Raw genomic sequence first — 12,137 nt, 5'->3', positions numbered from 1 at the left:
CGTCATTATTATTGGGCGGCGCCAGAAGCGCGCTGCCGCACAGTAATAAGCCAGGTGAAACACCGTCAATCGATCACGCCGGGATCTGTGCGATCACCGAACAGCTTAGGCGAACAGCTGTGTACTCAACTCACGGCTGGCGCTGAGCATGCTCGGCAGGAAGCGCTGCTCCAATTCGCTGCGGCTGACGCGTCCGGCGTGGGTGCTGACATTGAGCGCCGCCAAGACCTGACCCGAGGCGTCATACACCGGCACGGCGATCGAGCGCAAACCCTGCTCCAGTTCCTGGTCAACAATGCACCAGCCCTGCTGACGCACTTGCTGCAGGCATTCGAACAAAGCTTCGGGCGTGGTCAGGGTGCGGCTGGTCTTGGTTTGCAGGTCGGCATGATCGAGGTAGTCCTGCAGCGAAGCATCGTCCAGCGCTGCCAGCAGGATGCGACCCATGGAGGTGCAATAGGCCGGCAAGCGCCCACCCACCGACAGGTCCACCGAAATCAGGCGCTGAGTGGTGGCCGAACGGGCGATATAAAGAATGTCGTCGCCTTCGAGGGTGGCCATGTTACAGGCTTCGTGGAGTTGCTCGCTCATGCGGTCCAGATAGGGCTGGGCCGACACAGCCAGCGGCGTGGACGACAGATAGGCGTGGCCAAGCGTCAGTACTTTGGGCAGCAATGAATAGGTGCGCCCATCGGTGGTGGCGTAGCCGAGCTTGATCAGCGTATGCAGGCAACGACGCACGGCGGCGCGAGGAATCTCGGTACGGTGGCTGATCTGGGCGATGGTCAGGTGGCGCTTGCGCTCCTGGAATGCCTGCACCACGGCCAAGCCACGCGCCAGGGAGGTCATGAAGTCGGGATCACCGGTAAACGCCTGGATGCGCTTGGCCGGCGAGGCAACGATCGGCGCGCGGCTGACGCGAAAGAGTTGCGCAATTGATCGTTCATGAGGGGATCCTTCTTTTATTGTCGACCGCAGGGACTTCGGCCGCTATTACAAGCCGCGCCGGACGTGGGGCACAAGGCAGAGCCGGGAACATTGGGCGATTATCGGACGATCATTCGATTATCGCAATTCTACCGGTTGCCGGCACCCTGAGCGCTTTTCACGTCCCCGGCACAATTTCAGGCATGTTTTATAACACCGCATGTCGGGCACACTTTATGACGTCAGAATATGAGCACGTATTCACATGCTCGTGTAACAAAACCCGCACATAATGTTGACGCTTTTTAACTTTATACCGATAGTGTTATCCAAATGCGTCGCTATAATGCACCCTGTGCTCAGGTCTGCCCGGTTTCACCATCGGCACCAGAGCTCGCCAGGTCGTGCATATGTCATGCAGTGCCGGTTGCAACACTTACCTTGAATCAATGCCATAACAAGTGACGGCGCCTCTGCTTTTAGTTGAACGTTTAGAACGTTCAACTTTGAACAAGCCGAGGGCGATATTCAGGGATAACGCTGCAAGCGATTTACACTCAACTCAATTAGGTAACAACGTGACGAAAGATGAACTGCGCGCAGAACTAGAGCGCCAGGAACAACGTTACAAGGACGTTTACGGCGGGGAAGTCACCACTTACGCCGCCCAGCCAGAACCTGAACGCAAACCCTGGCGCAAGCGAGCCAGCTTGCTCGATCAGGCATTTGCCCAGGAAATTCAAAAGATCGAACAGGAACTCAAAGCCGAAGAGCCCTGAGCGATTCAGGTTGAGCCTCAAGGTTGCAACCCTGACCAAGGGCACATAGCTATCAATTGGCTACCCGTCGCCCATCGCCTCGGTAAAATTTCATACAAATGTTTCTGGCATGACGGATTGATGACAAAAACCGTTGTTTTGGCCCCCCTGCTTTATAAATCAAAGACTTGCCAAAGCCCCGAAAACCCTGGGATGAAGGGCCTTTGCCGGTTTTTTTTCAATGAAGAGGGTGACCGATGAGCAGCTAGTGCATCGATTACCGAGGTTTTCTGGCATAATCGCGCCCCCTTACGACCGGGTCAGAAAACCTTCATGATCGATTTATTCAGCGGACTGGATGCTTGGGTTCTCGTGAGCCTGTTGCTCGCCCTGGCCTTTGTCCTCGCCTTCGAGTTCATCAATGGCTTTCATGACACCGCTAACGCGGTGGCCACAGTCATCTATACCAAAGCCATGCCGCCGCATCTGGCCGTGTTCTTCTCCGGGGTGTTCAATTTCCTCGGCGTGTTGCTCGGTGGTGTCGGTGTCGCCTACGCCATCGTGCACTTGCTGCCGGTGGAGTTGCTGATCAATGTGAATACCGGCCACGGTCTGGCCATGGTCTTCTCTTTATTGGCCGCCGCGATCACCTGGAACCTGGGTACCTGGTACTTTGGCATCCCCGCCTCCAGTTCCCACACGCTGATCGGCTCGATCCTCGGTGTTGGCCTGGCCAACGCGCTGATCAACGATATCCCCCTGGCTGACGGTGTGAACTGGCAGAAGGCAATCGATATCGGTGCCTCGCTGGTGTTCTCGCCGATGGCCGGTTTCCTGGTCGCGGCCCTGGTGCTGATCGGCCTGAAATGGTGGCGTCCGCTGTCGAAGATGCACAAGACCCCCGACCAGCGCCGCAAGCTCGACGACAAGAAACACCCGCCATTCTGGAACCGCCTGGTCCTGGTGATTTCCGCCATGGCCGTGAGTTTCGTACACGGCTCCAATGATGGCCAGAAAGGTATCGGCCTGATCATGCTCGTGTTGATCGGTATCGTGCCGGCGCAGTTCGTCCTTGACCTGGGCAGCACCACTTACCAGATCGAGCGTACCCGCGACGCTACCGTGCATTTGAGCCAGTTCTACCAGCGCAACAACGCCACCCTCGGCGAATTCCTGGCGCTGGGTAAAAGCGTGAAGGACGACCTGCCGGGCAAGTTCCAGTGCAACCCGCAGCAGACCGAGCCGACCATCAACGCGCTCGTGAGCACCTTGAAAGGCGTCTCCGACTACCATTCGTTGAACGCCGATCAGCGCATCGAAGTGCGCCGCTACCTGCTCTGCCTGGACGATACCGCGAAGAAAGTCGGCAAACTGCCGGGCCTGGACGCACGTGAGAAGTCCGACCTCGACAAGCTGCGCAAAGACCTCACCGCCACCACCGAGTACGCACCGTTCTGGGTGATCCTCGCGGTTGCATTGGCCCTGGGCCTGGGCACCATGGTGGGCTGGAAGCGCGTGGTACTGACCATCGGCGAGAAGATCGGCAAGCAGGGCATGACCTATGCCCAGGGTATGTCGGCGCAGATCACCACCGCGACCATGATCGGCTTTGCCAACATCTTCTCCCTGCCGGTATCCACCACCCACGTGCTGTCTTCTGGCGTGGCCGGCACCATGGTCGCCAACAAGAGCGGCCTGCAAGGTGGCACGGTCAAGACCATCCTGATGGCGTGGGTGTTGACCCTGCCGGCAACGGTGGCCTGTCGGCCGGGTTGTTCTGGCTGGCATCAAAGGCACTCGGCAGCTGATACTGCGCTGCAACGAAAACAGGTGCGATCCGCAAGGGTCGCACCTTTTTTATTGCCAAATAACAGACGAAAAAAAAGGCGACCGAAGTCGCCCAAAATGCCTTGCGTGCTCATGTAACCCGGAAAGACCTAAGGTTTTTTACGCTTGTTCGCGTCTTTCCAGATAAAAACTCCAAATCCTACAAAAAACAGCACCATGAGGCTTACGGTCAGCACTCCGGCGAATACCACATTATCGATAAACATGACCGGCCTCCTGTGCTTGCCCTGTTGCGATAGGGCTAAGTTACTGGAGAAGTCGGACGGGAAAATTGACGGGGATCAATGTCGCCCGCAACGGGGCGTAAAGAAGGGCAATAACTGACCTGCATCAATAGATGCAGGCCATTTCAACGCTTTTTCGGTTTGTTCTTCGGCTTCTTATTGGCTTTGCCTAACGGCATTGCCTGCTCAAACGCCTGGCGCACTTCGTTCAGGCGCTTGTCATTGAGGTCATGAACCCGCTTGGCGCGCTCGGCATTCAGGTCGATCAATTTGTCATCATCACTCATGGCTTGGCTTACGTCGTGGCGAGAAGGGCTTAATAATGCGGCCTCCCCCGCCCGACGGCAAATCAGCGCGCGACAAAAGGCAGGCCTTCGCCCGCAACCGAGCGATCAAACCTCGACGTCCACCCATAAGCCCTGGCGCGGCGCGTCTTCGATCAACGGCACCACGGGCACGGTGTTGTCGGCATTGAGCTCGTCGCCTGGGATGGCCAGGTGTTGGTCCGGGTCTTCCTCGGCTTCACGCCGGCGTTTTTGCTGTTCCTGCTGGCGGCGTTGCTCTTCGCGCAACACAAAGGCCGACTGCTCGGCATCGCCCTTTTTCAGGTCGATCGCGCTTTCGTTGGCGCCTGCTTGCACAGGCACCACGGGCGGGATATCCGGCTTCTGGCGTACCGGATCAAGTTGTGACGTGACCGGCACAACGCTGACGGGCAGCATGGGTGGCAACATAATCTTTACTCTCCTGATCAACAGGCTGTCGGCGGGCCGCAGGGCGACTTGAGCAAAAGCTCGCCAACCTGTGACCCAGTCGACACTCCCAAGTGCCCGCCATCCGTCGATCCAACTGCCGACGCCGCCTTCAAACAGAGTAGTTTTTATCAGAATCCTTGGGCGTGGGAGCCTTGTTCCGTTAACATAGTCGGCTTTTTCACGGCGGGAGTCAGGCAGCATGGCGCAGCAGTATCAACCGGGGCAACGCTGGATTAGTGACAGCGAAGCAGAGCTGGGGTTAGGCACCGTTCTGGCACAGGACGGCCGCTTGTTGACCGTGCTCTATCCGGCCACTGGCGACACGCGCCAGTATGCGCTACGGAATGCGCCCCTCACCCGCGTGAGGTTCTCGCCGGGCGACTCCATCACCCATTTCGAAGGCTGGAAAATGACCGTACAGGAAGTCGACGACGTCGACGGCTTGCTGGTCTACCACGGCCTCAATGGGCAGAACGAGCAGGTGACCCTGCCGGAAACCCAACTCTCCAACTTCATCCAGTTCCGCCTGGCCAGCGACCGTCTGTTCGCCGGGCAGATCGACCCGCTGGCCTGGTTCTCGCTGCGCTACCACACCCTGGAACACACCAGCCGCCAACTGCAGTCCTCGCTGTGGGGCCTGGGTGGCGTACGTGCGCAACCTATCGCTCACCAATTGCATATCGCCCGGGAAGTCGCCGACCGTATCGCGCCACGGGTGTTGCTGGCCGACGAAGTGGGCCTGGGCAAGACCATCGAAGCCGGCCTGGTGATCCATCGCCAACTGCTTTCGGGCCGCGCCAGCCGCGTGCTGATCCTGGTGCCGGAAAACCTGCAGCACCAATGGCTGGTGGAAATGCGCCGCCGCTTCAACCTGCAGGTTGCACTGTTCGATGAAGAACGCTTTATCGAAAGCGATGCCGCCAACCCGTTCGAAGACACCCAACTGGCCCTGGTCGCCCTTGAGTGGCTGGTGGACGACGAAAAGGCCCAGGACGCGCTGTTCGCCGCCGGCTGGGACTTGCTGGTGGTCGACGAGGCTCACCACCTGGTGTGGCACGAAGAGAAAGCCAGCCCGGAGTATTCGCTGGTCGAGCAACTCGCCGAAGTGATTCCTGGCGTGCTGCTGCTCACCGCCACTCCGGAGCAACTGGGTCAGGACAGCCACTTTGCACGCCTGCGCCTGCTGGATCCGAACCGTTTCCACGACCTGCAGGCCTTCCGCGCCGAGAGCGAAAACTATCGCCCGGTGGCCGAGGCCGTGCAGGAGCTGCTCGATAAAGGCCGGCTGTCACCGGCGGCCCACAAGACCATCCAGGGTTTCCTCGGCAACGAAGGCGAAGCGCTGCTCAGCGCCGTCAACGATGGCGATACCGAAGCCAGCGCACGCTTGGTGCGTGAGCTGCTCGACCGCCACGGCACCGGCCGCGTGCTGTTTCGCAACACCCGCGCCGCCGTCCAGGGCTTCCCGGAACGCAAGCTGCACGCCTACCCGCTGCCGAACCCGGACGAATACCTGGAGTTGCCACTGGGCGAACACGCCGAGCTGTACCCGGAAGTCAGCTTCCAGTCGCAGCCGGACATCGAGGAAGAAAACCGCTGGTGGCGCTTCGACCCACGGGTGGAGTGGCTGATCGATCAGCTGAAAATGCTCAAGCGCACCAAAGTCCTGGTGATCTGCGCCCACGCCGAAACCGCCATGGACCTGGAAGACGCCCTGCGCGTGCGTTCCGGCATCCCGGCCACGGTGTTCCACGAGGGTATGAATATCCTCGAACGTGACCGTGCCGCCGCCTACTTCGCCGACGAAGAGTTCGGCGCCCAGGTGCTGATCTGCTCGGAAATCGGCTCTGAAGGCCGCAACTTCCAGTTCGCCCACCACCTGGTGCTGTTCGACCTGCCGTCCCACCCCGACCTGCTGGAACAGCGTATCGGCCGTCTGGACCGGATCGGCCAGAAGCATGTGATCGAGTTGCACGTGCCGTACCTGGAAACCAGTCCGCAAGCGCGTCTGTTCCAGTGGTACCACGAAGCGCTGAACGCGTTCCTCAATACCTGCCCGACCGGCAACGCCCTGCAGCACCAGTTCGGCCCGCGCCTGCTGCCGCTGCTGGAAAACGCCGATGACGGCGAGTGGCAAGCGCTGATTGACGAGGCCCGTGCCGAGCGCGAACGCCTGGAGCAAGAGCTGCACACCGGTCGCGACCGCCTGCTGGAGCTCAATTCCGGTGGTGCAGGTGAAGGCGATGCGCTGGTGGAAGACATCCTGGAGCAGGACGACCAGTTCGCCCTGCCGATCTATATGGAAACCCTGTTCGACGCCTTCGGTATCGACAGCGAAGACCATTCGGAAAACGCGCTGATCCTCAAGCCGAGCGAAAAAATGCTCGACGCCAGCTTCCCCCTGGGCGACGACGAAGGCGTGACCATCACCTACGACCGCAACCAGGCGCTGTCGCGCGAAGACATGCAGTTCATCACCTGGGAACACCCGATGGTGCAGGGCGGCATGGACCTGGTGCTGTCCGGTTCCATGGGCAACACCGCCGTGGCACTGATCAAGAACAAGGCGCTCAAGCCAGGCACCGTGTTGCTCGAACTGCTTTACGTCAGTGAAGTGGTTGCACCGCGTTCGCTGCAATTGGGTCGCTACCTGCCACCGGCCGCACTGCGCTGCCTGCTGGACGCCAATGGCAATGACCTGTCCGGGCGCGTCTCGTTCGAAACCTTGAACGACCAGCTGGAAAGCGTGCCACGGGCCAGTGCCAACAAGTTCGTACAGGCCCAGCGCGATCAACTCACCCCGCGCATCAACGCCGGTGAAGAGAAGATCACCCCGCGTCATGCCGAGCGCGTGGCCGAGGCCAAGCGTCGCCTGGCGGCAGACACCGATGAAGAACTGGCGCGCCTGACCGCGTTGCAAGCAGTCAACCCGACCGTGCGTGACAGTGAACTGGTTGCCCTGCGCAACCAGCGCGAGCAAGGCCTGGCCATGCTCGACAAGGCTGCGCTGAGACTGGAAGCGATTCGGGTGTTGGTGGCGGGTTGATTAACGCCCTGCCCTGTTTAAAAAAAGGCCCGCAATGCGGGCTTTTTTATTCACTTGAGAACAGTGCTGGTTTTGCGGGCCTCATCGGGGGCAAGCCCCCTCCCACATTTTGATTTGTGAATACCGTTAAGTGTGGGATGGGGCTTGCCCCGATAGCGTCACCGCGGTTTCAAGCCGTCGCGGCCGCAACCGGCACCTCAACCGCGCTCAACCCCTCTTTCATCCGCCTGGCATCACGCACAAAACTGCGCGAGGCCTGGAACAGAAACAGCATGGTCAAGAACAGCGCCACCGGAATCAGGTACATGGCGTCGTGCAAACCCACTGCTTTATAGGCCTCAGTCATCTGCTCGGCCCCCGCGGCATACATCGCCGAATGGGCGAAATGGTCGGACAAGCCGCCCACCACGATCGGCCCCATGCCGCCGCCCAGCAAATACAAGCCGGCAAAGAACAACGCCATCGCCGTCGCCCGCAGGCGTGGTTCAACCACATCCTGGATCGCCGTGTACACGCAGGTGTAGAAGTTATAGGCAAACAACCAGCCCACACTGAACAGCGCCACGAACACACCAATCTCGATACGTCCGGCATGCAAGGCCCAGGCGGTGGTGACGGTGGAGATGATCAGGCTGAACGCCGCGAACAGCAGCCGGCCATTGGCGACGCGTTGATGGATCTTGTCGGCAATCCAGCCACCCACCGTCAGGCCCACCAGGCCAGTCAAGCCGACGATGACACCGGTAGCGACGGCGGCGTCCTGCAGCGGCATAAGGAAATAACGCTGCAGCATCGGCACCAGAAACGAATTGCACGCGTAAGTGGCGAAGTTGAAGCACAACCCGGCCAGTACCAGCCAGAGGAAAGTGGGCACGGCCAGTACGCGACGGATCGGGCGGTCGACGCGCTCCTGGGACACCTGCACGGTTTCCGCCGCACCGCGCTTGGGTTCCTTGATATAGAACATGAACACCGCGAGGATCAGCCCCGGCACCGCTGCAATAAAGAACGGCGCGCGCCAGCTGTCGAACGCCTTGACCATCGCACCGATGGTAAAAAACGCCAGCAGCAGGCCCAACGGCAGACCGAGCATGAAAATCCCCATGGCGCGTGCACGGCGATGCGCAGGAAACAAATCGCCGATCAGCGAGTTGGCCGCCGGCGCGTAGCTGGCTTCACCAATACCGATGCCCATGCGCACCAGCAAAAAGGTCCAGAAACTGCCGACGAATCCGTTGATCGCCGTCAACCCGCTCCAGGCAAACAGGCCCCAGCCCATCAGCTTGCTGCGCGAGCCGGTGTCGGCCATACGCCCCAGCGGCAGGCCGGCGATAGCGTAGACGATGGTGAATGCGGTACCGATGATGCCGAGCTGGAAGTCGCTCAGGTGCCACTCCATGCGGATTGGCTCGATGATGATGGCCGGGATGGTGCGGTCGAAGAAGTTGAACAGGTTGGCGAGGAACAGCAGGAACAGAATGCGCCAGGCATTCGCCGCTTGGGTCGAGTTCTGCATGGGTCCGTCTCTTTTATTGTTATGAGAGCTGCGATGCACGACGCACCCTGCTCGGGTACTTGCAACATAGTCAGGCGAGCGCCGCTTGTCTGTAATGATTCGTAAAGCTGATAGGGCATGATTTCGTCCGGTATTCCGGACTTTCCCTACGCAAAATATAAGTGCTGCCCCCTCTTCCCAACGGCCATGGCCCAGATAGAATGGCGAGCCTTCCCGTAGTGCCCCTCCCTACTTTTTATTGATGACGCCCATGTCCGAAGCCAGTCCGTGTCTGAATTGCGGTGCCTGCTGTTCATACTTTCGTGTGTCTTTCTTCTGGGGCGAGTGCGCCTCATCGGGCGGCACGGTGCCCGACGACCTGGTGGTCCAGATCAACCCCACTCGCGTCGCGATGATCGGCACCGACCAGAAACCCGCGCGCTGCTGCAGCCTTGAAGGTGAAGTGGGTCAAGGCACCCGTTGTTCGATCTATGAGCAACGCTCAAGCCCCTGCCGAGAGTTCGATGCCTCGTGGAGCCAGGGCGAGCAAAACGTCGATTGCGATGCCGCACGTGCCGCGTTCGGCCTGGCGCCGCTGGAAGCGCCCGCCTTCGAGCTGGAGCTGCCCGTCAGCGCCTAGGGTCAAACGAACATCGCCAGGCCGACCTGCTGACGCCGAAAATTTGGCATTTCGCCATCACTCGCCTAAAGATCGGCGACGAACGGCCGATTAATCAGAGTCCGCCCAGGTTTTGCCTGGGGTTATCAGGGTCAGCCCGATTCTCCGGACAAGGACGCACTGTAAAGTCGCGAACTCCCATTCCGTGATGGCCCTTTGATTCTTTTCAGCCATCCGCCCAGGCACATGGCGCACAATGACTTCTAAAAACAGCTCTGCCACCGTGGTATCCGACGTGTTGCCCACAGCTCCTGCGGACAAACCCTCAGGTTCAAAGTCATTGAGCACCACCCCCCCGCTGGCCACCCAGCAGTACCTGTACTTCACCGAAACCAATACCGACCGTATCCTCGATAACCTTGATGGCCTGCGCGACATGGTGTTCCCGCGCCCGCCCCATCTTGAAGGCGACAGCGATCCGCGCAGCGAACAGGAATTCCCGTCGGTGTGCCTGATCGGCCTGGGGCGGTGCGGTTCAAACATCGCGCTGGACGTGGCGGAACTGGTGTACAACGCGCGCAAGTTCTACCTGAACGAATTCAGTAACGAAGACAAGCTTCAATTTAAAAAGAGCCATACAGACAAGGGTTACAGCCCTACCCAGTGGATCCGCAACAACCTGCGCCTGGGCAGCGGCAAGGCCAGCAAACCGGTGTTCCTGGTCGAACCCCTGGTGATGCTCGGCGACCTGGACAAAGACATCGCCGGGCGTATCCGCTTCTCGCGCAAGGGCGAAAAAAGCGGCTTCCTGCGCGACTACAGCAAGATGAAAATCATGGACCTCTCCGAAGTCCATGCCGGCGGCGCCGGTAACGCGCCGATCCTCGGCCAGTACCTGGCCAAGATCATCCTCAACAAAGACACCCAGCGTTTCTCCAGCCCCGACTGGAAGATGATCCATTCGTACCTGATCGACTCCTGCGGCATCAAGGCCAACCAGTCGCGTCTGTATTTTTCGATCTTCAGCGCCGGCGGCGGGACGGGGTCGGGGATGGCCTCGGAATTCGGCCTTGCCCAGCAGCATTCGTACATGAACAAAACGTTCGACACCAAACCCGCAGACGAGCACGACAGCAAGAGCGGCCACGCCTTTGTGTTCGAGCCGATCTTCACCAGCGGCATTTGCGTATTGCCGAACATCTCCGACCACCGCAGTGAAATGTCCGAGGCGCTGCACATCAACGCCGGGCGACTGCTGTGCAAATACCTGTCGGAAGAATGGGATTTCTCGTACAACTTCGCCAACGAAGACAGCAGCGAAGCCAGCGTGAAAGGCCGCATCCGGCCGTGGAACGCGATGATGCTGATCTCCAACGACATCATGCGTTACGCCGAAGAAAGCGATGACGGCAACATCCAGAACATTGACGTCAACGCCATGGAAAAACACGCCAACCAGTACATCTCCCAACAGATCTTCAACATCCTCACCGCCCAGGCCGTGACCACCGACTACGACCAGAACTACTTCCGTCGCGCCGGCATCGACATCGGCGAAACCATCCGCCTGGATGCCAACGACCTGTTCATGAGCCTGGCAGGTCCCGTAGCGATTGCCTACGCCGAGTCCGTCGTCCCGGAAACCCCGGCGCCTTCGAATGACAAGTTCAAGGTGTTCGAAAAAGAGCCGCAACGCCTGAACATCGATGACCTGTTCTTCCGCTCCATCGACCTGCCGCACTTCAACAAGGTCACCCAGGCCATCGAAGGCATCAGCCTGTTGCCGATCGAGTCCAAACGCTACAAAGCTTCCCTGGAACAGTACAAGAACTCCGGCTACGACGCCGCGGCGCTGCACGACCTGCACTTCTTCAAGAACTGCTCGTCGGTGGTGTCCATCGTCTCGCTGCCCAAGGACTACAAGCTGTCCTACATGGACCTGAACCGGCTCAAGACCCACCTCAACAGCCTGTTCCCCAACACCACGCTCAAGCGCTACGCGCTGGTGATCGGCGCTTCGGCCAACTTATCGCTGACAACATTGATCGCCAAGAGCCCATGCCTGTCGGATGACTTCCTCACCTTGATCGTCGCGTTCATCAAACGCTGCTTTGCACGCAACCCGTATCGATTCGATGACACGCTGGACAATTCGATGCTGGACTTCATCATCCACGAGGATTTCGACGAAGACCGTATCGACGAACTGCTCAACGAATTCGAGAACCCGGCCAAGATCCTCGACACCAACTGGTACGCGATCAAGCCGATGTATGAGAAGAAGTACCGCGAGCTGATCAATGACAAAGACAAGTTTGTGTCGATCAATGACATTCGCCTGTCACGCGATTGCGTGAAGAAGGCGATCAAGTACCTGCGCGAGATCTACCGTCATCGCATCGGCAAGACCAAGGTTATTTCGTTGAATAACCATACCGGCAAGACGGCTTAGAAATGTGGGAGGG

At 59.3% G+C, this 12,137-nt stretch carries 8 protein-coding genes and 2 pseudogenes; 5 read left to right on the top strand and 5 right to left on the bottom strand.

Annotated elements, in window-relative coordinates; translation table 11 throughout:
* Positions 1 to 105: 105 nt before the first annotated feature.
* A pseudogene (pcaR, locus tag JWR98_RS10145) lies at positions 106 to 947 on the bottom strand (pca regulon transcriptional regulator PcaR).
* Between the two features lie 558 nt (positions 948 to 1,505).
* On the opposite strand from pcaR, the gene JWR98_RS10140 reads away from it, so the two are divergent.
* Together JWR98_RS10140 and JWR98_RS10135 are read left to right on the top strand one after the other, a co-directional pair.
* Positions 1,506 to 1,706: a hypothetical protein gene (locus tag JWR98_RS10140; RefSeq protein WP_003172389.1), complete on the top strand. Its 201-nt coding sequence runs from the start codon at positions 1,506 to 1,508 to the stop codon at positions 1,704 to 1,706.
* 312 nt (positions 1,707 to 2,018) lie between these two features.
* A pseudogene (locus tag JWR98_RS10135) lies at positions 2,019 to 3,493 on the top strand (inorganic phosphate transporter).
* A gap of 129 nt (positions 3,494 to 3,622) precedes the next feature.
* Here the strand turns inward: JWR98_RS10135 and ccoM are convergent.
* The 3 genes from ccoM to JWR98_RS10125 form a co-directional block, all read right to left on the bottom strand.
* Positions 3,623 to 3,739 (bottom strand): cytochrome c oxidase subunit CcoM, encoded by a 117-nt coding sequence (ccoM, locus tag JWR98_RS29895; protein ID WP_279654131.1) that lies wholly within the window; start codon positions 3,737 to 3,739, stop codon positions 3,623 to 3,625.
* Between the two features lie 143 nt (positions 3,740 to 3,882).
* Positions 3,883 to 4,044: a hypothetical protein gene (locus JWR98_RS10130; protein WP_179119889.1), complete on the bottom strand. Its 162-nt coding sequence runs from the start codon at positions 4,042 to 4,044 to the stop codon at positions 3,883 to 3,885.
* 105 nt (positions 4,045 to 4,149) lie between these two features.
* Complete coding sequence (locus tag JWR98_RS10125; protein ID WP_078731924.1) at positions 4,150 to 4,491, bottom strand: aspartate-semialdehyde dehydrogenase; 342 nt, start codon at positions 4,489 to 4,491, stop codon at positions 4,150 to 4,152.
* Between the two features lie 220 nt (positions 4,492 to 4,711).
* On the opposite strand from JWR98_RS10125, the gene rapA reads away from it, so the two are divergent.
* Positions 4,712 to 7,558, top strand: a complete 2,847-nt coding sequence (gene rapA / locus JWR98_RS10120; RefSeq protein WP_078731923.1) for an RNA polymerase-associated protein RapA — start codon at positions 4,712 to 4,714, stop codon at positions 7,556 to 7,558.
* Positions 7,559 to 7,727: 169 nt separating this feature from the next.
* Here the strand turns inward: rapA and JWR98_RS10115 are convergent, their stop codons facing one another.
* Positions 7,728 to 9,074, bottom strand: a complete 1,347-nt coding sequence (locus tag JWR98_RS10115; RefSeq protein WP_078731922.1) for a spinster family MFS transporter — start codon at positions 9,072 to 9,074, stop codon at positions 7,728 to 7,730.
* A gap of 250 nt (positions 9,075 to 9,324) precedes the next feature.
* On the opposite strand from JWR98_RS10115, the gene JWR98_RS10110 reads away from it, so the two are divergent.
* Together JWR98_RS10110 and JWR98_RS10105 are read left to right on the top strand one after the other, a co-directional pair.
* Complete coding sequence (locus JWR98_RS10110; RefSeq protein WP_078731921.1) at positions 9,325 to 9,693, top strand: YkgJ family cysteine cluster protein; 369 nt, start codon at positions 9,325 to 9,327, stop codon at positions 9,691 to 9,693.
* 235 nt (positions 9,694 to 9,928) lie between these two features.
* The gene (locus JWR98_RS10105; protein ID WP_078731920.1) at positions 9,929 to 12,124 is read left to right on the top strand and encodes a hypothetical protein; all 2,196 of its coding nucleotides are present in this window, start codon (positions 9,929 to 9,931) and stop codon (positions 12,122 to 12,124) included.
* The last annotated feature ends 13 nt before the right edge of the window (positions 12,125 to 12,137 follow it).

The sequence above is a fragment of the Pseudomonas lactucae genome, assembly GCF_016937615.1.
Classification (GTDB): Bacteria; Pseudomonadota; Gammaproteobacteria; order Pseudomonadales; family Pseudomonadaceae; genus Aquipseudomonas; species Aquipseudomonas lactucae.
The sequence above is the reverse complement of the archived record's forward strand: the minus strand, read 5'-3'. Positions and strand labels throughout refer to the sequence as shown.